Origin of the sequence: Dactylosporangium sp. NPDC051541 (assembly GCF_044454505.1) — a bacterium.
Lineage (GTDB): Bacteria > Actinomycetota > Actinomycetes > Mycobacteriales > Micromonosporaceae > Dactylosporangium.
The window spans coordinates 72,015-93,882 of the sequence record NZ_JBITDU010000017.1; the positions used below are offsets into that span (position 1 = coordinate 72,015).

At 71.5% G+C, this 21,868-nt stretch carries 19 protein-coding genes, 2 pseudogenes and 1 riboswitch; of the genes and pseudogenes, 16 read left to right on the plus strand and 5 right to left on the minus strand.

What is annotated here, in order from left to right; all coding sequences use genetic code 11:
* Positions 1-43: 43 nt before the first annotated feature.
* The 6 genes and pseudogenes from ACIA8L_RS46285 to ACIA8L_RS46310 all read left to right on the plus strand — a co-directional run.
* Positions 44-961 (plus strand): annotated as a pseudogene (locus tag ACIA8L_RS46285) (winged helix DNA-binding domain-containing protein); the annotation flags it as partial.
* Between the two features lie 37 nt (positions 962-998).
* Positions 999-1,436, plus strand: a complete 438-nt coding sequence (locus ACIA8L_RS46290; RefSeq protein WP_395915256.1) for a hypothetical protein — start codon at positions 999-1,001, stop codon at positions 1,434-1,436.
* Between the two features lie 462 nt (positions 1,437-1,898).
* A complete protein-coding gene (locus ACIA8L_RS46295; protein WP_395915087.1) occupies positions 1,899-2,423 on the plus strand; it encodes an SAV_6107 family HEPN domain-containing protein in 525 nt (174 codons plus the stop codon).
* Between the two features lie 1,715 nt (positions 2,424-4,138).
* A pseudogene (locus tag ACIA8L_RS46300) lies at positions 4,139-4,816 on the plus strand (hypothetical protein); the annotation flags it as partial.
* Between the two features lie 144 nt (positions 4,817-4,960).
* Complete coding sequence (locus ACIA8L_RS46305; RefSeq protein WP_395915089.1) at positions 4,961-6,478, plus strand: DNA polymerase Y family protein; 1,518 nt, start codon at positions 4,961-4,963, stop codon at positions 6,476-6,478.
* Between the two features lie 47 nt (positions 6,479-6,525).
* A complete protein-coding gene (locus ACIA8L_RS46310) occupies positions 6,526-9,789 on the plus strand; it encodes an error-prone DNA polymerase (protein WP_395915249.1) in 3,264 nt (1,087 codons plus the stop codon).
* A 12-nt stretch (positions 9,790-9,801) separates the two neighbouring features.
* On the opposite strand, the gene ACIA8L_RS46315 is transcribed toward ACIA8L_RS46310, so the two are convergent.
* Genes ACIA8L_RS46315 through ACIA8L_RS46325 form a run of 3 tightly spaced genes read right to left on the minus strand, consistent with a single transcriptional unit; the run spans position 9,802 to position 11,383 of the window.
* Complete coding sequence (locus ACIA8L_RS46315) at positions 9,802-10,581, minus strand: hypothetical protein (protein ID WP_395915091.1); 780 nt, start codon at positions 10,579-10,581, stop codon at positions 9,802-9,804.
* 18 nt (positions 10,582-10,599) lie between these two features.
* Positions 10,600-11,031 (minus strand): hypothetical protein, encoded by a 432-nt coding sequence (locus ACIA8L_RS46320; protein WP_395915093.1) that lies wholly within the window; start codon positions 11,029-11,031, stop codon positions 10,600-10,602.
* Positions 11,024-11,383 (minus strand): hypothetical protein, encoded by a 360-nt coding sequence (locus tag ACIA8L_RS46325; protein ID WP_395915095.1) that lies wholly within the window; start codon positions 11,381-11,383, stop codon positions 11,024-11,026. Before ACIA8L_RS46325 ends, ACIA8L_RS46320 begins: the two co-directional genes overlap by 8 nt.
* A gap of 172 nt (positions 11,384-11,555) precedes the next feature.
* On the opposite strand from ACIA8L_RS46325, the gene ACIA8L_RS46330 reads away from it, so the two are divergent.
* Entirely contained in the window at positions 11,556-11,993 is a 438-nt protein-coding gene (locus ACIA8L_RS46330; RefSeq protein ID WP_395915097.1) for a hypothetical protein, read from the plus strand.
* Positions 11,994-12,614: 621 nt separating this feature from the next.
* On the opposite strand, the gene ACIA8L_RS46335 is transcribed toward ACIA8L_RS46330, so the two are convergent.
* Positions 12,615-13,592, minus strand: a complete 978-nt coding sequence (locus tag ACIA8L_RS46335) for an aldo/keto reductase (protein WP_395915099.1) — start codon at positions 13,590-13,592, stop codon at positions 12,615-12,617.
* Positions 13,593-13,610: 18 nt separating this feature from the next.
* On the opposite strand from ACIA8L_RS46335, the gene thiE reads away from it, so the two are divergent.
* The 9 genes from thiE (at position 13,611) to ACIA8L_RS46380 (ending at position 21,383) form a co-directional block, all read left to right on the plus strand.
* Entirely contained in the window at positions 13,611-14,219 is a 609-nt protein-coding gene (thiE, locus tag ACIA8L_RS46340) for a thiamine phosphate synthase (RefSeq protein WP_395915101.1), read from the plus strand.
* Positions 14,216-15,256 (plus strand): glycine oxidase ThiO, encoded by a 1,041-nt coding sequence (gene thiO, locus ACIA8L_RS46345; RefSeq protein WP_395915103.1) that lies wholly within the window; start codon positions 14,216-14,218, stop codon positions 15,254-15,256. Before thiE ends, thiO begins: the two co-directional genes overlap by 4 nt.
* Positions 15,257-15,279: 23 nt before the next feature.
* Positions 15,280-15,390: riboswitch (TPP riboswitch) on the plus strand.
* Positions 15,389-15,592 carry a sulfur carrier protein ThiS gene (thiS, locus tag ACIA8L_RS46350; protein ID WP_395915105.1) on the plus strand — a complete coding sequence of 68 codons (204 nt, stop codon included), beginning with the start codon at positions 15,389-15,391 and terminating at the stop codon, positions 15,590-15,592. Its footprint overlaps the riboswitch before it by 2 nt.
* Positions 15,585-16,349 (plus strand): thiazole synthase, encoded by a 765-nt coding sequence (locus ACIA8L_RS46355; RefSeq protein ID WP_395915107.1) that lies wholly within the window; start codon positions 15,585-15,587, stop codon positions 16,347-16,349. The genes thiS and ACIA8L_RS46355 overlap by 8 nt, the downstream gene beginning before the upstream one ends.
* Positions 16,343-16,912: a thiamine phosphate synthase gene (locus tag ACIA8L_RS46360; RefSeq protein ID WP_395915108.1), complete on the plus strand. Its 570-nt coding sequence runs from the start codon at positions 16,343-16,345 to the stop codon at positions 16,910-16,912. Before ACIA8L_RS46355 ends, ACIA8L_RS46360 begins: the two co-directional genes overlap by 7 nt.
* A complete protein-coding gene (gene thiD / locus ACIA8L_RS46365) occupies positions 16,909-17,697 on the plus strand; it encodes a bifunctional hydroxymethylpyrimidine kinase/phosphomethylpyrimidine kinase (RefSeq protein WP_395915109.1) in 789 nt (262 codons plus the stop codon). Before ACIA8L_RS46360 ends, thiD begins: the two co-directional genes overlap by 4 nt.
* A 54-nt stretch (positions 17,698-17,751) precedes the next feature.
* A complete protein-coding gene (thiC, locus tag ACIA8L_RS46370) occupies positions 17,752-19,260 on the plus strand; it encodes a phosphomethylpyrimidine synthase ThiC (protein WP_395915111.1) in 1,509 nt (502 codons plus the stop codon).
* A 240-nt stretch (positions 19,261-19,500) separates the two neighbouring features.
* Complete coding sequence (locus ACIA8L_RS46375; protein WP_395915113.1) at positions 19,501-20,217, plus strand: class I SAM-dependent methyltransferase; 717 nt, start codon at positions 19,501-19,503, stop codon at positions 20,215-20,217.
* Positions 20,214-21,383 carry an alkaline phosphatase family protein gene (locus ACIA8L_RS46380; protein WP_395915115.1) on the plus strand — a complete coding sequence of 390 codons (1,170 nt, stop codon included), beginning with the start codon at positions 20,214-20,216 and terminating at the stop codon, positions 21,381-21,383. Before ACIA8L_RS46375 ends, ACIA8L_RS46380 begins: the two co-directional genes overlap by 4 nt.
* 4 nt (positions 21,384-21,387) lie before the next feature.
* Here ACIA8L_RS46380 and ACIA8L_RS46385 read toward each other — a convergent pair whose 3' ends face one another.
* On the minus strand, positions 21,388-21,828 hold the full coding sequence (locus ACIA8L_RS46385; RefSeq protein ID WP_395915117.1) for a hypothetical protein: 441 nt from the start codon (positions 21,826-21,828) through the stop codon (positions 21,388-21,390).
* Positions 21,829-21,868: the final 40 nt, after the last annotated feature.

Sequence of the window (21,868 nt, forward strand, 5' to 3'; positions counted from 1 at the left end):
GCCGGAATGCAAAAGTGTCGTACCCCGTCGCTATGGTGCGGCTATGACGGTGAGGGAGCGGCGGTTGCACTCGCAGCTGCTGGCCGGGGCGCCTGCGACCGACGTGCTGAGCGTCGTGGAGCGGGTGGTGGGCGTGCAGGCTCAGTCCTGGCCGGCGGCGCGGCTGGCCGTGCGGGCCCGGTCGTCAGCACTGACCGCCGCCGACGTCGACGCCGCGCTCACCTCGGGCCGGCTCGCCCGGACCTGGCTGATGCGGGGAACATTGCACCTGGTGGCGGCGGCCGATCTCGGGTGGCTGACATCGTTGTTCGGGCCGATCAACCGGGCCGCGGGGGAGCGGCGGCGGTTTGAGCTCGGCGTGTCCGACGATGTGGCCGCTCGTGCCCTGGCCGAGCTGCCCGGGATCCTGGCCGGGGCCGGGCCGATGGAGCGGGGCCGGCTGGTGGCCCAGCTGGCTCGGCGGGGTGTGCGGGTCGACCCGTCCGGGCAGGCGCCGGCTCACCTGGTGGCTTACGCGGCCGCGGCCGGCGTTGTGTGCCGTGGGCCGGAGGTGGGCGGGAAGCCCACGGTGATACTGGCTTCAGAGCTCGAGGTCTCGTCACCGCGGGCGTTCACGGGGGATGCGGCGCTGGCCGAGCTGGCGCGGCGATACCTGGTCGGTCACGGGCCGGCGTCCGCGGATGATCTGGCGGCCTGGTCCGGGCTGCCGGTGACCTTGGCTCGGCGGGCTCTGTCGCTCGGGGCTCCCGCTGCTGTGCCTGTCTCCTCGGGTGCGGCGTCTCCGCTCTCCTCGGGGGCGGCGTCTGCGCGGTTGCTGGGGGCGTTCGACACGTTGCTGCTCGGGTATCGGGACCGGTCCTTTGTTCTGGACGCCGAGCGGGCGGGGCTGGTCAATCGGGGTGGCGGCATGATCGCGGCGACGATGCTGGTTGACGGGCGGGTGGCCGGGGTGTGGCAGCGGTCGGGGCGGAAGGTTGTGCTCCAGCCGTTCCCTGGTCTTGACCGGGATCCTGCTCGTGGTGCTGCCCCCGGCCCTGGTGCTGCTCGAAGTCCTGATCGTGGTCCGACTCTTGGTCCTGATCGTGGTCCGGCTCTTGGTCCTGATCGTGGTCCTAATCGTGGTCCGGCTCTTGGTCCTGCTCGTGGTCCGGCTCTTGGTTCGGCTCCTGGCCCTGCTCTTGGTCCGGCTCGTCGTCCGGCTCGTCGTCCGGCTCGTGGTGCTGCTCGTGGTCCGGCTCGTCGTCTTGGCCTTGGTTCGGCCGGGCTGGTCAGCGGGGCTCGGGAGGCCCTGGAAGCCGAGGTCACGGACTTGTCTCGGTTTCTTGGTGAGCGGCTGGTTCCGGTGTGGGAGGGGGTGTGATGGTGATCGTCCGAACGGGTGTACGAAAAACCTCGCGCAACCATTCCGTGGGCGGGTGTCGGGGGTGTACTGTTGAGCCATCGAACGAGTGTTCGAACTGCTTCGGGAAAGCGATTCGCGGCGCTGATCCCGAGCGCGGTCCGCGACACCGCGGAGGCCGGATTTTCGCGGGTCTGGCCTCAGGCGGGGCCGCCGTTCGCCGCCCACGACCCCCGGGCGGCGGACGGCGACCCAGCCGGTCGGGTGTGGTGTGGGGAAGCTCCACGCCCGACCGGCACGCCGTCGCAGTCGCGGACCGGCACCCGTTCGACCCGTTGATCGCACCTAGCTCCACCCCATAACTCCAGCTCCTCGCTCCTGACAACCGCAGTTCCCGATCCCGGCCCTTTTTGTTCCAGTCACTTCCAGCTTTTGGCTTTCTTCGCAGTTCTGATCGACTCCGGCGGTTGCGACTCCCCCCGCAGCGGCCGGCCGGCGCACACCGCGCACCGACAGGCGCAGGCCCAACCTGCCGACGCACCACCGAGGGAGAGCACCGATGCCGACGAACCGTTCGACCAGCTCGTCCAACATCAGTCGTTTCCCGGCCCCACCGTCGGCCACCGGGCCGAGCGGCGGTGCGTCCCGCCAGCAGCTCCCGATCCCCGCGCACGCGCTTCCCCACCGCACCCCGCGCGAACTGCTCACCATGGCCCGCCACGGCCTGGAAGAAGCCGCCGAGATCCGCGCCGACGGCATGCGCTACGCGACCGCCCACCTGGCCGCCCTGCGCGCCGCCGCGGCCGTCTTGGCCGCCCGCGCCGTCCCCGCCGCCCCCGGCCGCCGCAGCCGTGTGACCAGCGTCTGGTCCCTGCTGGTCCTGGTCGCCCCGGAGCTGAGCGAGTGGTCCTCCTTCTTCGCCGCCACCGCCAGCAAGCGCTCCGCCGCCGAAGCCGGCATCCCCCGCGTGGTCACCGCCCGCGAGGCCGACGACCTGATGCGCTCCGCGGAGCAGTTCATCGCGGTGGTCGAGGTCGCGCTCGGCTACTCATACCAGCCAAGGCTCGAAGGCCTGGCCAGCTGACCGCCCGCCGCCACCCGCCATCAGCGCCAAGCCCGTGCCTCCAACGCCCGCGCCCGCTACCGCCCCTGCGCCAGGTCCTGCTTCCGACCTTGGTGCCGCTGCCGGTTCCGCTTCCGCGCCCAGCCCAGGTCTCGCGTCCGGGTTGGGTCCTACGCCCGGTTCCGCTTCCGCGCCCAGCCCAGGTCTCGCGTCCGGATTAGGTCCTACGCCCGGTTCCGGCTTCGGTTCCGCGTCCAGTCCAGGTTCCGCGTTCGGTTCCCGTCGTACGCCCGCTTATGGTTCCGGTTCCAGTCCTGGCTCTGGTTCCGGGCACGGTCCAGGTCCTGGCTTCGGGCGCGGTCCAGGTCCCGCTTGTGGTGCTGACTCTGGTTCCGGGCACGGTTTGGATTCTGCGCCCGGTTCCGGTTCTGCGGCCGCTTACGGTTCTGGTCCGGGCTCCGATTTCGGTTCTGCGGCCGCTTACGTTTTCGCTGCTGTTCTCGAGCCCGGCGCCGAGGTGCTGACCCCCCGCAGCGAGCCTCGCCTGGGTGTACGTGCCGTGCGTCCTCGAACGCGCCCAATCCCAACCTCCGAAACCCTGACGGATCCCGTGGTCCAGGCCAGCCCTGGTTCCTCGGGCCGCTCCGCACTTCCAGATTCCACGAGGCCTGAGCTCGCATCCGCCCGCGAGTTCGGTGTTGATGGTGGTGGGCGTCCGGTCGTGTCGTCCGTCCGCGGCCGGCGTTTGGCTGCCTCGCCTTCGGGTGCTGCTGGATCTGCTTTCGCATCCGCTGGCGAGTTCGGTGTTGATGGTGGTGGGCGTCCGGGTGCGTCTTCCGGCCGTGGTCGGGGTTTGCTTGGTCCGGCTTTGGGTGCTGCTGCTGGGTCTGTGGGCTCATCCGTTGTGCGGGGCGTTGACGGGGCCGGTGGGGTTGACTACGACGGGCCGGGCTGGTCCTCTCGTGGGCTTGGCTCGGTTGTTGCTCGGTTTGCGGCGGCTGAGGTTGGTGCTGTGCTCGAGGACTCCTCCGCCTTGCCCCTTGCGGCCGCTGGAAGTGTGCCCGGGGTTGCGTTCACCTCGTTGAGTGTTGTCTTGGCCTCTGGTCGGTCCCTTCCGGCTGCTGCGGTTGCTGTGTTCAGCGAGCCGGCGGGGTTCGGTGGTGTTGAGCTGGTTGAGGGTTCTGGACCCCGTTCGGTGCTGGCGGCCCCCACCGTCGTGTTCGCGTCGGGACTGGAATTGGCTGGGAGTCATGCCGGCGGTGATCCGGGGGTCTGAAAAGGCCCCCAACGGCTGGCGTACATGAATGGTCATTCTTTGGGCGATTTGCCCAGATTCGTGCAGGTTTCTACTACAGGTGGGGGAGCAAGGAGCCGTGGCTGGCACATCGGCTTCGGTGGCGGCCGAGTTTGATGACGTGGCGTACGACGACGTGCGGCCCGAGGATGACGACTGGTCCACGATCAGCGTTGTCGGCGGGCGGGCGTCTCGGCGGCTCGATCGGTCCGGCTCGGCCAAAAATGCTTGCCCTGCGGGTGGGGACGACACGCCGGCCCCGGTTACCGCGATCGAATCGGCTCGGGCGTTCGTCAGAGGGCTGCCCGGCAGAAAAGGCGACGAAAACAGAAAAGGCGACGACAGCAAGAGGGCCGACGACAGCAAGAGAGCTGGCGAGAGCAAGAGAGCCGGCGAGAGCAAGAGAGGCGACGGGGGCGGGAGGGCCGACGAGAGCCGGCAAGTGGTTCGGGCGGCTGGGCTTGACGGGGTGGTGCGGACCGCCTCGGAGCGGGATGTCGAAGTTGTTGCCGGCACGCGTACGTTGCCGGTGCTGCAGAAGCTGAAGGAGCTGCTGCCGGGCGGTGGGCTGCGGCGGGGGGCGACCGTGGCCGTGCACACCTCGTCGGTGTTGCTGGCGTTGCTCGCGGCGGCCTCCCGTGGGGGGTCCTGGTGTGCGGTGGTCGGGCTGCCCGCGTTGAGCCCCATCGCGGCCGCCGAGATGGGGATCGCGCTGGACCGGCTCGCGTTGGTGCCGCATCCCGGTACCGAGTGGACCACCATCGTGGCCGCGCTGCTGGACGGGTTCGACATCGTGGTCGCGGCGCCGCCGGGGCCCATCGCGCCCGTTGTGGCCGGGCGGCTGGCGGCGCGGGCGCGGCAGCGGGGGAGTGTGCTCATGCCGGCCGGGGCCTGGGCCGGAGCGGATCTGACCGTGGCGCCGGTTCGGGGGGCCTGGGGTGGGCTTGGTACCGGGCGGGGGCGGCTGCGGTACCGCGAGATCACCATCCAGGCTCGAGGGCGGGGCGCCGCCTCCGCGACCCGCGAAGTGACCCTGGCCCTGCCCGCGGCCACCGGTGTCCTGCCGCCCATAAGAGAGCTGACCGCAAAAGACCCAGCGGCAAAAGACGCAGCGGCAAAGGACACCGCGACAAGAGGCGCAGCGGCAAGAGGCGTGGCGGCAAGAGGCATCGCGGCAAAAAACACGGCGGCAAAAGGGCCGGCGGCAGAAGAGACGGCCCGAGAGCAAGCAGTCGAGCCCCTGCGCCGGGTGGGGTGACGGGGCATGCGAACGATGGTGGTTTGGTGCCCGGACTGGCCGATCGTGGCGGCCGAGATCGTGGACGGGTATCCGGCGCGGGAGCCGGTCGCGGTGCTGCACGCCAATCGGGTGCTGGTCGCGTCCCCGGCCGCCCGCGAGGAAGGGGTCCGAAGAGGGCTGCGCAAGCGCGAAGCGCAAGGGCGCTGCCCCCACCTCATCGTGCTCGAGCACGATCCCGGCCGTGACCTGCTGGCATTCGAGCCGGTCCTGGCCGCGGTCGAAGCTATCGCGGCGGGTGTGGAGACGCTGCGGCCGGGGGCGTGTGCGCTGGCGGCGCGCGGGCCGGCGCGGTACTACGGGGGTGAGGCGGCGGCCGCGGAGCGGATCGTCGAGCAGATCGCCCAGCAGTGCGCGGTCGAGGCGCAGATCGGGGTGGCGGAGGGGACGTTCGCGGCGGGGCTGGCGGCGCGGGCGGGTGTCATCGTGCCGGACGGGGAGACCGGCGAATTTTTGCGCGACCTGAGCATCGGGGCGATCGGGCGGCCCAACCTCGTGGATCTGCTGCGGCGGCTGGGGATTCACACGCTCGGGGAGTTCGCGGCGCTGCCGGCGGCGGACGTGCTGGACCGGTTCGGGTTCGATGCCGCGCTCGCGCACCGGCTGGCCGGTGGGCGGGACGAGCGGCCCCTCGCGCCCCGGCAGACGCCGCTGGAGCTGGCCGTGGAGGAGACGTTCGACGAGCCCGTCGAGCGGGTCGACGCGGCCGCGTTCGCGGCCCGGGCGCTGGCCGAGCGGCTGCACGACCGGCTCGGGCGGCACGGGCTGGCCTGCACGCGGCTGGCAATCGAGGCGGTCACCGACCGCGGCGAGGAGCTGGTGCGGACCTGGCGCCACGACGGCCTGCTGAGCGTGAACGCCGTCGCCGACCGGCTCCGCTGGCAGCTCGAGGGCTGGGTTCGCAGCGAAAGCAACAAGAACATCGCCAAGCTGAGGCTCATCCCGGAGGGCGTGGTCGAGCATCTGGGGCTGCAGCCGGGTCTGTGGGGTGAGGCCGGCGAGGAGCGCGACCGGGCGCACCGGGCGATGTCCCGGGTCCAGGGCCTGCTCGGCCCGGATGCGGTGCTGACCGCGGTCCTCGACGGCGGCCGGGCCGACCAGAGCCGGATCCGGCTGGTGGCCTGGGGTGATGAGCGGACGGCGCAGGGCACCGAGGCGCCGTGGCCGGGCGGGATCCCCGGACCGAGCCCGGCGACGGTGTACCCGGAGCCGATCCCGGCCGAGGTGGTCGATGAAGCCGGCAACAAAGTCCAGGTCAGTGGCCGACTGGAGCTCTCAAATCCCCCGAAATACCTAAAAATCCGAAACGACGGCGAGCTCATCGAGATCACCGCCTGGGCCGGCCCCTGGCCGATCGACGAGCGCTGGTGGGACGAGGAGCACCAGACCAGAGCGGCCCGGTTCCAGTTGCTGCTCGCGGACGAACGGGCCTTTTTAGCGGTACTGCGGAATGGATCTTGGCACATGGAAGCGCTGTACGACTGATGGGCTTCACGAACCCCGACATTCCCTGGTCGAAGCTGCACGACCAGATGAGCTGGGCGCCACCGGGGCCCGACTTCCGCCCGGACGCGCTCGCCGCCGACGGTGGAGACGGCCCGGCCTGGTCCCGCAAACGCCCGGAGTACACCGCGCCCGACATCACCAAGAACACCGGAACAACCCCATACGCGGAGCTGCACTGCCACAGCAACTTCAGCTTCCTCGACGGGGCCAGCCACCCGGAGGAGCTGGCCGAGACCGCCGCCCGTCTGGGCCTCGAGGCGATCGCGATCACCGACCACGACGGCTTCTACGGTGTGGTCCGCTTCGCCGAGGCGGCCCGCGCGCTGGACCTGAAGACGGTGTTCGGGGCGGAGCTCTCCCTCGGCCTGCCGGGGCCGCAGAACGGCGAGCCGGACCCGCTCGGCCGGCACCTGCTGCTGCTGGCCCGCGGCCCCGAGGGGTACGCCCGGCTCTCCCGCGTCATCAGCGAGGCCCACCTGCGCGGCGGCGAGAAGGGCCGCCCGGTGTATGACCTGGAGGAGACGGCCGCGGCCCTGCGCGACCACGTCGTCCTGCTCACCGGCTGCCGCAAGGGCCATGTCCCCGCAGCCTTGGCGCAAAATGGCATGGAAGCCGCAAAAGCCGAGCTGGACAAACTGAGCACCCTCTTCGGCGAGGAGTCGGTGGTGGTCGAACTGACCTCGCACGGCGATCCGCTGGACGACGAGCGCAACGACGCTCTCGCCACAATCGGACAAAAGCTACAAATCGTAGCTACCAACAACGTCCACTACGCCCAGCCAAAAGACAGAAAGCTGGCCACCGCCCTCGCCGCGGTCAGAGCCCGCCGTAGCCTCGACGAGATCGACGGCTGGCTCCCGGCCGCCGGCTCGGCCTACTTGCGCTCCGGTGCGGAGATGGCCACCAGGTTCCAGGCGTTCCCCGATGCCGTGCCGAACGCCGCGAGACTGGGCCGCGAGCTGGCGTTCGATCTGCAGCTCGTCGCCCCGAACCTGCCCGACTACCCGGTGCCGGTCCAGGGCCTCACCGAGATGCAGTGGCTGCGGCACCTCACCGCGGAGGGCGCGAAGGAGCGGTACCCCGGCAATCAAAAGGCGCACGAGCAGCTGGAGCACGAGCTGGCCATGATCGAAGAGCTCGATTTTCCGGGGTACTTCCTGGTCGTGCACGACATCGTGACGTTCTGCCAGCGCAACGGCATCTACTGCCAGGGTCGCGGCTCCGCGGCGAACTCGGCCGTCTGCTACGCCCTGAAGATCACGAACGTGGACGCGGTGCGGTGGGGGCTGCTGTTCGAGCGGTTCCTGTCCCCGGAGCGCGACGGGCCGCCGGACATCGACATCGACATCGAGTCCGACCGCCGCGAGGAGGTCATCCAGCACGTCTACAAGAAGTACGGCCGCGAGTTCACCGCCCAGGTCGCCAACGTCATCTCGTATCGCCCCAAGTCCGCCGTCCGCGACATGGCCAAGGCGTTCGGGCACTCACCAGGGCAGCAGGACGCGTGGAGCAAACAGATCGACCGCTGGGGCGCCGTAACAGTCAGCGAGACCGAGGACATCCCGAAGCCGGTGGTGGACTTCGCCAACGAGCTGCTCACGTTCCCGCGGCACCTCGGCATCCACTCCGGCGGCATGGTCATCTGCGACCGGCCCGTGATCGAGGTGTGCCCGGTCGAGCACGCCCGCATGCTCAACCGCACCGTCCTGCAGTGGGACAAGGACGACTGCGCGGCCGTCGGGCTGGTCAAGTTCGACCTGCTGGGCCTGGGCATGCTCTCGGCGCTGCGATACGCGTTCGAGATGATCGACTCCGAGCTGGACATCGCGCACATGCCGCTGGACGACCCCGAGGTCTACGCGATGCTCTGCCGCGCCGACTCCGTCGGGGTGTTCCAGGTGGAGAGCCGGGCCCAGATGGCGACGCTGCCCCGGCTCAAGCCCGAGACGTTCTACGACCTGGTCGTCGAGGTCGCCCTGATCCGCCCGGGCCCGATCCAGGGCGGCTCGGTCCATCCGTTCATCCGCCGCAAGAACGGCAAGGAGCCGGTCACCTACCCACATCCGCTGCTCGAACCCTCGCTGGAGAAGACCCTCGGCGTGCCGCTGTTCCAGGAGCAGCTCATGCAGATGGCCATCGACGTCGCCGGGTTCACCCCGGCCGAGTCCGACGAGCTGCGCCGGGCCATGGGCTCGAAGCGCTCGATGGAGCGGATGGGCGCGATCCGCGACCGGCTCTTCGCCGGCATGGCCAAGAACGGCATCACCGGCCGGCTCGCGGAGGATCTGTTCGACAAGCTGGCCGCGTTCGCCAACTACGGCTTCCCGGAGAGCCACGCGATGAGCTTCGCCTACCTGGTCTACGCCAGCGCCTGGCTCAAGCGCTACCACCCGGCCGCGTTCTGCGCCGCGCTGCTCAACGCCCAGCCGATGGGCTTCTACTCGCCGCAGAGCCTGGTCGACGACGCCCGCCGGCACGGCGTGGAGGTGCGCCGGCCCGACATCAACGCCAGCGCCGCGGCGGCCGTCCTGGAGGGTGCGCCGCTGGACGAGCCGCCGGACGATCCCCGGGACTGGGGGCGCGGCGGGCCCGCGGTCCGGCTCGGCTTCAAGTCCGTGCGCACGCTCGGCGAGGACGTGGCCGAGCGGCTCGCCGCGGTCCGGGCGGAGGGCGGCGCCTACACGTCACTCACGGACGTCGCGCGGCGGGCCGGGCTCAGTGCGGTACACCTGGAGGCTCTGGCAACGGCGGGGGCGTTCAACTCCTTGGGACTCACCCGGCGCGCGGCACTGTGGGCGGCGGGCGCGGCCGCGCGCGAGACGGCCAACCGGCTCCCGGGCACCGTCGGCGGCCAGAACGCCCCGATGCTGCCCGGCATGGACGCCGTCGAGCGGATGGTCGCCGACGTCTGGGCCACCGGCCTGGCCCCGGACGCGCACCCGGCGCAGTTCGCCCGGCCATACCTCGACACGATCGGCGCGGTGTCGGTCGAGGGCCTGCAGGCGGTGAGCGCCGGCCGCCGGGTCTCCGTCGGCGGCATCGTTACCCACCGCCAGCGCCCGGCCACCGCCGGCGGCGTCACGTTCATCAACCTGGAGGACGAGACCGGCATGCTCAACGTCACCTGCACGCCGGGACTGTGGCAGCGGTACCGCCGCATCGCCCGCACCGCCAACGCCATGGTCATCCGCGGCATCCTCGAAAAGTCCGAGGGCGTGCTCAACCTGCGCGCCGACCACCTGGCCGCACTGAGCCTGCCGATCCGCTCCGCCAGCCGGGACTTCCGCTGACGTCCGCCGGCCTCACCCGGTGGTCAGGCGGTCCCAGTCGGCGGCGAACTTCTTCGGGTCGAACGGGTCGGCCTTGATGGGGATGACACCGCCGGGTTGCATAACCGAAACCCGCTCCAGTGGTACTGCGAAGACGGCGGGACCGGCAACCGGAGCGCGGCCGTCGACGGCGATGTGCAACTGCGCCGAGTACAGGGGACGGCCCTGCTCATCCAGGCTGCCCGCGAACTCCGCGGCGAGGATCCGGATCGTTCCCGGTACCCCCGTCGCCAGAATCTGCTCTTTCACGAACGCGCTCTCGGCGGCCGGTGGCGGTGTCGGGGCCGCGACCGGGCCGGCGAAGGACCACTCCACGATGACCTTGGCCGGGTCGAGCGGGTCGACGAGGACCGTCAGCGGGCGGCCGCTGCCGAGCATGCCCATGGCGATGAACGGCACGTACTCCTTGATCGTCGTGTCGTAGGTGCCGTGCCCCGGCGCCGTGATGCGCAGCTGCAGGGCCATCTGCGGCTGCTCGTTCAGGTACACCCCGGTCTGGTTCGCGCCGAGCACCTGCGCGGTGCCGCGCACGCCGTGCTCGCGCAGCGCCTGGGCCTCCCGGAACCGCCGGTGGAACCGCATCCCGAACAGGAACAGGATCACCGCCGTCGCCGCGAGCACACCGCCGACGAGCGTGAACGTCGTGGTGATCTCGGGCACGAAGTTGCCGATGACGATGAAGGTGACGCCGAGCAGAAACTCGAAGACGGCCACCATGTACATCACGATGGCCGGCCCGCGGGATGTGGTCATGCCGCGATGGTGGGGCAGTCAGCCCTTCGCCGCTGTCGTCTCCTTGACCGGCTCCTGTCGGGAGGTGCGCCACAGCCAGAACAGGCCGACGAACGGGAGCACGAGGGGGACGTACCCGTACCCCTGCCCGTAGTCCGACCAGACCGTCGCCTCCGGGAACGCCTTGCCGTCGACGAGGCTCGCGGTGCCCACGGCGAGCACGCCGAGCAGCTCGAACCCGACCGCGAACCAGGCCACCCGGCGTGAGGTCGCGCTGGAGCGGGCCAGGGCGACGGTGGCGACGATGTACACGAGCGCGGCCAGGGCGGACAGGCCGAACGCGAGCGGCGCCTCATCGAACTTCGTCGCGATCTGCACGCCGGCCCGGGCGCTCGCGGAGAGCGCGAAGACGCCGTAGACGAAGACGAGGACCCGGCCGAAGCCGCGGTTGAGCGGGGTTTTCTCAGGCATTCCAGATCTGTCCCAGTCGCAGGATGAGCACCGGCACGAGCACGGCGGCCGCGGCGATGAGGAAGGAGCCCCAGCGGGTCGGCTCCATGCGGGCCAGCACGACCCCGGCCGGCGGGAGGAGGACCGCGGTCAGCAGGTATCCGATCAGCGTGACCATGTCCCCGCCCGGCCGCTGACCGTCGATCAGCAGCACCACCAGGCCCACGACCTGGGCCACGACCAGCGCCTCGACCACCCACAGCCCGGTGAACAGCGGCTTTCCGGGCTCACGCCGCCGGAAGAACTCGACGAACGCCCACACGGCGAGCGCGAGCGACAGCACATGCGTGGCGACAGCCAGCGGCCCGATCACGGCCGTCAGCGTATCGGGCCTGGCCGCCGCCCCGACCGGAGGTACGACACGGGCCCTCAGGTGAGCGTGGTTCACTTCTGTCGGCTACCTGCCACTGGCACGTTTCCGGGATTTTTCCGAGCGACCGTGGCTCTAACGTTCAAGCAACGCACACGACACCAAGGGGACAGCGATGAGCGACTACGACCTGGGCGACACGGGCCACGACGCGGGCCACGAGGTGGACTACGGTCAGTACTCGGCCGGTCAGGAGCACGACGCCCTGAACCAGCTCCACCACGCCAGTGGCGCGGAGGCCGACTACAACAACCAGTTCAACGTGTACGAGAACGACCACCACGCGCAGGAGTCCACGGACTTCGCGCAGGGCAACCACGTTGAGGTCGACCAGCCGTACGGCGCCCACTACGAGCAGGACAACTTCACCAACTTCAGCCACGACGCGTCCGAGGACGACCACGTCTTCGCCGCCGAGGGCAGCGAGTCCTCGCACCAGGCGAACTTCAACGAGCTCGACGCCCTGCAGCAGCGCTTCGACGGCGCCTTCGCCCAGGGCACCGAGTTTCACGCGGAGGGCGGCGAGGGCCAGCTCGGCGTCGCGTCGAACTGAATTCCTGACCCGTAGGGGAGGCCCTGCCTCCACCCACACCCCCTCACGATCCCCGCCACCCGGCTCCCGGCCGCGCGTGGCCGGCCTGACGATCGTCGACGGGACCTGGGAGCTTCAGTTCCACCCGCACGCACCTGAGAGCGTCCGACCGGTTCCTACTGGTCGGACGCTTTCGGGTTGGCAGAAGCCGCGTCGAACTGCTCCGGGCCGTTACCGGATCACCGCCGGTCGGCAACGCTGAGCGGACGCATCCCCAATCGTCGTATCCACCGCCGCCGCTCGGTCGGCAGTCTGCGGCGAAATGAGCACCGCAGATATGACTTTGCGCGATAAATGGCGGATATTCTGCACGCCAGGAGCCGAACCGGGACGGCTCGAGGCGCGCATGAGCGGCTCCGTCGGCCAGGGGACTGGACGATGGCGGTGCGGCACCGGACCTGTCAAGGCCAGTCGAGGTCTAGGTCACCACCAAGCAAGGCCAGCGCTTCTTGAAGTGTCGCCGATCTGGTTGAACAGGGCCTGTGTCGTGGATCGTGGCCGTCGCGCCCGCAGTGCGAGGCCTGGATTTCGCGGTTTCCCGCACCACCAGGCCTCGCTGCCGGCGTCGTCGGCCGTAGGGGGTCAGTGGCCGGCGATGCGGTGCGGGGCGTACGGGGCCTCGAGGCGCTCGATCTCCTTCTCGTCCAGGGTGAGCTCGGTGGCGGCGATGGCGTCGTCGAGGTGGGTGAGCTTGGTGGCGCCGATGATGGGGGCGGTCACCACCGGGTTGGCCAGGAGCCAGGCCAGGGCGGTCTGGGCGGGGGAGACGCCGCGGTCGGCGGCGACGGCGGTGTTGGCGTCCACGACGTTGAAGTCGTCGTCGCTGTAGAGGGAGTCGCCGAACGGGTCGTTGTTGGCCCGGGTCGTCCGGCGCTCGCCGTCGCGGCTGCGGTTGCCGGCCAGGACACCGCGGGCCAGGGGGCTCCAGGGGATGACGCCCACACCCTGGTCCTCGCACAGCGGCAGCATTTCGCGCTCTTCCTCGCGGTACACCAAATTGTAGTGGTTCTGCATCGAGACGAACGGGGTCCAGCCGTTGGCCTTCGCCAGGTACTGGGCCTTGGAGAACTGCCACGCGTACATGCTCGACGCGCCCAGGTAGCGGGCCTTGCCGGCGCGGACGACGTCGTGGAGGGCCTCGAGGGTCTCCTCGATCGGGGTGTTCGGGTCCCAGCGGTGGATCTGGTACAGGTCGACGTGGTCGGTGCCGAGCCGGCGCAGGGACTCGTCGATGCCGGCCAGGATGTGCTTGCGGGACAGGCCGCCGTGGTTCGGGGCGTCGCTCATCCGGCCGTGGACCTTGGTGGCCAGGACGTAGTCGTCGCGGCGGGTGAAGTACTTGCTCAGGAGCCGGCCGGTGACGGTCTCGCTGGCGCCGAGCGTGTAGACGTCGGCGGTATCGAAGAACGTGATCCCGGCCTCGGCCGCGCGGCGCACGAACGGGTCGGCGTCCTCCTTGCCGAGGACCCACGGGCGCTGCGTAGGGTCGCCGTAGCTCATCATGCCGAGGCAGATCTCCGAGACCTGCAGGCCGGTCCGGCCGAGTCGCACCTGTTTCATATCTGAAAAGCTATCGCGGTGCGCACCCTCGGACGACTGCATCTCATCACCGACACCCGGCCCGGCCGCGACACCCTGGCGGTGGTCGCCGCCGCGCTGCGGGCCGGCTTCGACGTGGTGCAGGTGCGCCCCGAGGACCACGTTACCGACCGCGAGGCCTACGACCTGACCGTGCGCATCCTCGCGATGTGCCGCGAGCTGGACCGGATCTGCCTGGTCAACGACCGGCTGCACGTCGCGCTCGCGGCCGGGGCCGACGGTGGCCACGTCGGCGCCGACGACCTGCCGGTGGCCGCGGCCCGGCGGATCCTCGGCCCGGGCGCGATCCTCGGCGCGACCGCGCGCGATCCGGAGACGGCGCGGCGGGCGGTGGCCGACGGCGCCTCGTACCTGGGGGTCGGGCCCGCGTTCACGACGACCACGAAGTCGGGGCTGCCGGACGCGATCGGGGCCGCGGGCGTGCGCGCGGTCGCGGAGGCGGTGGCGGTGCCGGTCGTCGCGATCGGCGGGGTCACAGCAACAAGAGCGCGGGAGTTGTACTCCGCTGGAGCCCACGCGGTAGCGGTCGTGGGTGCGGTCAGCGGGGCGGCCGATCCATATACGGCGGCGAAGGAGTTCCTCCAGTGAGCATCGGCATCGTCGGCGGCGGGATCATCGGCCTGAGCATCGCGTTCGAGCTGGTCGAGCGGGGTGTCGAGGCGATCACCGTCTACGACCGCGACCCGTCGCAGGGCGCCGGCCTGGTCGCGGCCGGGATGCTCGCGCCGACGGCCGAGGCCAACTTCGGCGAGGATGCGCTGCAGGAGCTGATGTCGGAGTCGATGCGCCGCTGGCCGTCGTTCGCCGAGCGGGTCGAGGCCCGGACCGGGGTATCGATCGCGTATCGCACCGAGGGCACCCTCCTCGTCGCCCTCACCGCCGACGACCAGGCCGAGGTCGACCGCCTGATCGGCTTCTACCGCCGCGCCGGCAGCCCGATCGAGCCGCTCTCCGGCCGTGACCTGCGCGAGCGCGAGCCACTGCTGGCACCCCGGGTCCGCGGCGGCGCCTTCGCCCCCGGTGACCACCAGGTCGACCCGCGCCGCCTGCTGCGGGCCCTGCGCACGCTCCCGGTGCGATTCGAGGCCCGGGATGTGAACACCCTGTCCACCTTGCGGGACGATGTGATCATCGTCGCCACCGGGGCCGCCGCGGCCGCGCTGACCGGGCTGCCGGTGCGCCCGGTGAAGGGGCAGCTGCTGCGGCTGCGCGGGCCCGAGCCGCTGCTCCGGCACGTGGTGCGAGGCATCGCCGGCGGCCGGGACGTGTACCTCGTGCCGCGGGCCGACGGCGAGCTGGTCGTCGGGGCCACGGAGGAGGAGCGCGGGGCCGACACCACGGTCACCGCGGGTGGGGTGCTGGACCTGCTCCGGCCGGCCGCCGACCTGCTACCCGGCGTGGCCGAACTGGTGCTCGCCGAGGCTCTCGCCGGGCTTCGTCCCGGTACCCCCGACAACGCTCCTATCATCGACCGGCTCGGCAACTCCGAGGTCATCGTCGCCGCCGGCCACCATCGCAACGGTGTCCTGCTGGCCCCGGCCACGGCGGCGGCGGTGGCCGAGACGGTTGTCGATAAAGCGACATCAATCGATATCAGCGCGTTCGGGGCGGGCCGCTTTACCTGACCGGGCCGCCGGGGCTATGGTCGAGACGTTCCCACGGGAGTCCGGTGTGACCGGGCTGAGAGGGAGGCTGTGAGCCTCCGACCGTCGAACCTGATCCGGGTCATGCCGGCGCAGGGAGGCAGGAGTGAGCCCATGCAGCTCGTGGTCAACGCCGTCGCGTCGACCGTCGCCGACGACACGACCGTCGCCGACGTCGTGCGCACGCTCGCCGGAGCGGATCCGCGCGGCATCGCCGTGGCATTGAACGGTGACGTGGTACCCCGCTCCCGCTGGGCCGAGACCCGCCCCGCCGACGGCGACCACGTCGAGGTGCTGACGGCGGTGCAGGGTGGCTGACCCCTTCCTGGTCAACGGCGTCGACCTCCCGTCCCGGCTGATCCTGGGCACGGGCGGCGCGACCAGCCACGCCGCGCTCGAGGCGGCGATCCGGGCCAGCGAGACCGCGCTCGTCACCGTCGCGCTGCGGCGGCTCGACCCGGCCGCGCCCTCGCTGCTCGCGGTCATCGAGCGGTGCGGGGTCCGCGTCCTGCCCAACACCGCCGGCTGCTACACCGCGACCGAGGCCGTGAAGCTCGCCCACCTGGCCCGCGAGGCCTTCGGCACCGACTGGGTGAAGCTCGAGGTCATCGGCGACGAGGACACCCTGCTGCCGGACGGCGTGGAGCTGGTCGCCGCGGCCGCCCGGCTCGTCGAGGACGGCTTCACCGTGCTGCCGTACACCAGCGACGATCCGATCCTGGCCCGGCGCCTGGCCGACGCCGGCTGCGCGGCCGTCATGCCGCTCGGCGCGCCCATCGGGTCCGGGCTGGGGATTCGCAACCCGCACAACATCGCGCTCATCCGGCAGCTGGTCAGCGTCCCGGTCATCCTCGACGCCGGGATCGGCACCGCCTCCGACGCCGCCCTCGCCATGGAGCTGGGCTGCGACGGCGTGCTGCTGGCGTCCGCGGTCACCCGGGCCGAGCACCCGGCGCGCATGGCCGAGGCGATGCGCCTCGCGGTGCGGGCCGGCCGCCTCGCCCACCTCGCCGGGCGCATACCCCGCCGCCGGCACGCGACCGCATCCAGCCCGACCGGAGGTATGCCGTGGTAGAGCCGGCGGAGGCCCGTCTCATCGTCTTCACCGACCGCCGGCAGGCCGAGCGCCCGCTGGACGAGGTGATCGCGGGTGCGATCGACGGTGGGGTTCGAGTGGTGGTACTGCGTGAGCACGACCTGCCACCGCGCCGCCGACTGCGCCTCGCCGCGGCCCTGCGCACCCGCCTCGACCAGGTCGGCGGCCGCCTGCTCCTGGAGGAGGACGCGACCGTGGCCAAGTGCCACTCGCTGGAGGAGCTGGTCGCGGCCTCGACCGCGGCTTCGACCTCGACCTCGACCTCGACCTCGACCTCGACCTCGACCTCGGTCGAGTACGCCACGCTGTCGCCGATCTTCGCCACCCGCAGCAAGCCCGGCTACGGCCCGCCGCTCGGTCTGGCCGCGCTCGGCCGGATGGCGATGGCCGCGCCGCTGCCGGTCTACGCGCTCGGCGGCGTCGACACCCCGGCCCGCGTCCGCCTCTGCCTCGACGAGGGCGCCGCCGGTGCGGCCGTGATGGGGGCCGTCATGCGCGCCGAGGACCCGGCCCGCCTGGTCAAGGAGATGTTGACGGCGTGAACCCTCCGGTCGCCCTCACGATCGCGGGCTCGGACTCCGGCGGTGGCGCCGGGGTCCAGGCCGACCTCAAGACCTTCGCCGCCCACCGCGTCTTCGGCACCAGCGTGATCACCGCGCTGACCGCCCAGAACACCGTCGGCGTGCGGGCCATCTCGGCCGTTGACCCGCAGTTCGTCGCCGCCCAGCTCGAGGCCGTCCTCGACGACCTGCCCGTGGCCGCCGTGAAGACCGGGATGCTGGCCACGCCGGAGACGGTGGCGCTGGTGGCCCGGTTCGCGCCCCGCCTGCCCGGCCTGGTGGTCGACCCGGTGCTGGTCGCCTCGTCCGGGGACCGGCTGTTCACGGTCGACGCCGAGCGGGCCTACCTGGAGCTGCTCTTCCCGCACGCCGCCGTCGTCACGCCCAACCTGCGCGAGGCCTCGGTGCTGCTCGGCCGCGACGTCCTCGACGCCGACGACGCCGTCAAGGCCGCGGCCGACCTGGCCGCCTTCGGCCCCCGCTGTGTCGTCGTGAAGGGCGGCCACCTGTGGGGGAGCGCCAAGGCCGTGGACGCGGTCTGGTTCGAAGGTCAGACCTCGCTCATGACCGCCCCGTGGATCTCAACCCCAAACAACCACGGCACCGGTTGTACTTTCGCGGCGGCGACGACCGCATTGCTGGCTTCCGGTGCGGAGCTCCCCGCGGCGCTGGACGGAGCCAAGACGTACGTCCATGCGGCTTTGCGTCGCTCGACCTCCTGGTCGCTGGGGGCTGGTCACGGCCCTCTCGGCTGGGGTCCTTTTTAGGTAATTCACGCCCCTTTCCCGGGGTGGAGTCTGCCGACTTTCGGGAGGTTTGTGGTGAAACGCAAGGTTTACGAAGGCGAGCTGCGGGTGCCGTTCGCCGAGATCGAGCTCAGCGGCGACAATCCGCCGGTCCGCCTGTACGACACGTCCGGGCCGATCACCGACCGCCGCCCGTGGATCGCCGCCCGCGGCCCGGTCGAGCGCACCCAGCTGTACTACGCGCGCCAGGGCATCACGACGCCGGAGATGCGGTTCGTGGCCATCCGCGAGGGCGTCGAGCCGGAGCTGGTCCGCGCCGAGATCGCGGCCGGGCGCGCCATCCTGCCGAACAACGTCAACCACCCCGAGAGCGAACCGATGATCATCGGCTCGCGGTTTCTGGTGAAGGTCAACGCCAACATCGGCACCAGCGCCGTCTCCTCCGGGATCGAGGAGGAGGTGGCCAAGCTGCACTGGGCCACCCGCTGGGGCGCGGACACGGTGATGGACCTGTCCACCGGCAAGCACATTCACCGGACGCGCGAGGCGATCCTCCGCGACTCGCCGGTGCCCATCGGTACCGTCCCGCTCTACCAGGCCCTCGAGAAGGTCGGCGGCGACCCGGTGAAGCTCACGTGGGAGGCGTACCGGGACACGATCATCGAACAGGCCGAGCAGGGCGTCGACTACATGACCGTGCACGCCGGGGTGCTGCTGCGCTACGTGCCGCTCACGGTCCGCCGGGTCACCGGCATCGTCTCCCGCGGCGGCTCGATCATGGCCGCCTGGTGCCTGGCGCACCACGAGGAGAACTTCCTGTACACCCACTTCGCCGAGCTGTGCGAGATCTTCGCCCGCTACGACGTCGCCTTCTCACTGGGCGACGGCCTGCGCCCCGGCTCGATCGCCGACGCCAACGACGAGGCCCAGCTGGCCGAGCTGCGAACCCTGGGCGAGCTGACGTCGATCGCCTGGGAGCACGACGTCCAGGTCATGATCGAGGGTCCCGGCCACGTCCCGATGCACAAGATCAAGGAGAACGTGGACCTGCAGCGGGAGTGGTGCCACGAGGCCCCCTTCTACACCCTGGGCCCGCTCACGACGGACATCGCGCCCGCGTACGACCACATCACCTCCGCCATCGGCGCCGCCATGATCGCCATGTACGGCACCGCCATGCTCTGCTACGTCACCCCCAAAGAACACCTCGGCCTGCCCAACCGCGACGACGTCAAAGCCGGCGTCATCGCCTACAAGATCGCCGCCCACGCCGCCGACCTGGCCAAAGGCCACCCCGGCGCCCAGGCCTGGGACGACGCCCTGTCCAAGGCCCGCTTCGAGTTCCGCTGGGAAGACCAGTTCAACCTGGCCCTGGACCCGGACACGGCCCGCGCCTACCACGACGAGACCCTCCCCGCCGAACCCGCGAAGACCGCCCACTTCTGCTCGATGTGCGGCCCGAAGTTCTGCTCGATGCGCATCAGCCAGGACCTGCGCGAGTACGCCGAACTGGGCATGCGCCAGAAGTCCGAAGAATTCGCCCAGTCCGGCAGCAACGTCTACCTGCCGCTGCTTCCCCAATAGACCGGGAAGGCTTCGCCTCCACCCGCACCCCCGCACGATCCGCGCCCACCCGCCGGGCCGTGCGGGGCTGGGGCCACTGCACACCAGCGACTCCATGCTCAAGGGCGGCCTGTTTCGCCGCGTGGAGCACCGATGTCGTTGCGGAGCCTGTGGTGGGGCTGTGAGCGGCGGCGGCGGGAGTGAGCAGCGGGTGGGCGGTCCGGGCGGGGGCGGGTTGCTCGTTGCTCTAAGGTTTTCTGGGTGGAGTCTTCTGCGCCCCGCACCGCCGTCGTCTGGCGGGTGCTGCGCCAAGAGCTGGACCGGGCCGGCCGCCCGCTCAACGCCCTCGACGTCGGCGGCGGCACCGGCGGCTTCGCCGTACCCCTGGCCCTGGCCGGCCACACGGTCACCGTCGTCGACGCCAGCCCCGACGCCCTGGCCGCCCTGACCCGCCGGGCCGCCGAGGCCGGTGTGGGGGAGCGGGTCCGCGCGGTGCAGGGCGACGGCGACGGGCTCGCCGATCTCGTCCCGCCGGAGAGCGTCGACTTGGTCCTCTGCCACAGCCTGCTCGAAGTCGTCGACGACCCGCACAAGGTCGTGGCCGCCCTCGCCGGCACCATGCGGCCGGGCGGCGCGGCCAGCGTCGTGGTCGCCAACCGGGTGGCCGCGGTCCTCGGCCGGGCGATCCAGGGGCACCTGGCCGCCTCCGCCCTGCTGGTCGCCAGCCCCGACGGGCGCGGCGACGCCCGTGACCGCCTCCGCCGCCGCTACACGGCCGAGACCGCGACCGCGCTGCTGGACGAGGGCGGGCTGACCGTCGAGCAGGTCCACGGCGTCCGCGTGGTCGCCGACCTCGTGCCCGGCACCGTCGCGGAGAGCGAGGCCGAGGCCCTGGCCGCGTTCGAGCTGGCCGTGGCCGGCACCCCGCCATACCGGGACATCGCCACCCAGCTGCACCTCCTCGCCCGCCGCGCATGACCGGCCCGGAGCTCCCGGCCGCGGCGCTGGAGCCGATCGAGCCCCGATACGGCCGCGACAGCCTGGCCGACATCATGCCGACGGCCCTGCACGCGCTCGGTGTCGCCGGGGAGCCGGACACCCTCGGGCTGGCCGCGGAGCTCGCCGGGGTCCGCCGGATCGCCGTGGTCCTGCTCGACGGCATGGGCTGGCACCAGCTGCCCCTCGCGGCCGGTTCGGCGCCGACGCTGACCGACCTGGCCACCGGCCGCCTCGGCCACGCCCGGCCGATCACGTCCGGGTTCCCGTCCACGACCCCGGTCAGCCTGGTCACCCTCGGCACCGGCACCGCACCCGGCCGGCACGGCATCGTCGGCTTCAACCTGCACCGGCCCGGCACCGACCAGGTCCTCAACCACCTCCGCTGGCTCGACGAACCCGACCCGGCTGACTGGCAGCCGGTGCCGACCGCGTTCACCCGCGCCGACGCGGCCGGTCTGGCCCCGACGGTCGTCACCAACCCCCTGTTCACCGGCACCGGCCTCACGGAGTCCGCCTACCGCGGCGCCCGGTTCGGCCCCGGGGTGGAGGCCGACGCGGTGGCCGCGGAGATGCTGTCCGCGCTGTCCGAGTCCCGCCTGGTGTACGGGTACCTCCCGGACGTCGACCGGGCCGGCCACGACTTCGGCGTCGCCACCGAGCAGTGGCACCGGGCCGTCACCGACGCCGACCGCCTGGTCGGTCGCCTGGTGGACGGTCTGCCCCCGGACTCGGCCCTGATCGTGACGGCCGACCACGGCCAGCTGAACATCCCGCCGGACCGCCGCATCGACCTGGACCGGGACCCGCGCCTGACCGCGGGCGTCGCGTACGTGGCCGGCGAGGCCCGGGTCCGCTACCTGCACACCCGCCCGGGTGCCCAGGCCGACGTCCTCACCGCCTGGCGCGCCGTCCTGGGCGACCGGGCCTGGGTCGCGACGCGGGAGGAGGCGGTGGCATCCGGCTGGTTCGGCCCGGTCCCCGAGTCCCACCTCCAGCGGATCGGCGACGTGGTGGCCGTGTGCCGCGACCGCTGGGTCCTGATGGCCAGCGCCCACGAACCGCCGCGGCTGGGCAACATGATCGCCTTTCACGGCTCCAACACGACCGCCGAGATGGAGATCCCGCTCCTGATCGCGCGCCGCTGACGCCTCAGACGGTCAAGGCCGGGCGGGTGGACAGCAGGGCGGTCAGGTGGCGCACGTGGCGGGCCAGCTCCGGGGCGTCCGGGCCGGCCTGTGCGGCCACCAGCCGCAGGAGCTCCTGCCGGTTGGCGGCGACCACCACGCCCGGGACGTCGGCCGCCGGGTCGTCGGGGAGCACGGCCACGCTCGCGCGGCGGATGCCCAGCTGGCCCGCTCGGTTGAGGAAAGTCTCGCCCGGGATCAGCAACGGGACTCGTCGGGCTCTGGTCCAGGCGACGACAAGGAGTACCGCCGCGGCATGGGGGTTTATGGCTCTTTCCCACTCCGGCGTCGCAGTCATCAGCAAGCCCGGGAAGATGCCGCAGGTCAGGGCCGGATGGCGGCGACGGAGGCCCTCCACGGCGGCGACGACCGGCGCCAAGGGCGAGGTCAGCGCAGCTTGCGTCATGCCTGAAAGGTAAGGCAAGCCTAAGTTTTCGTCAATTTTG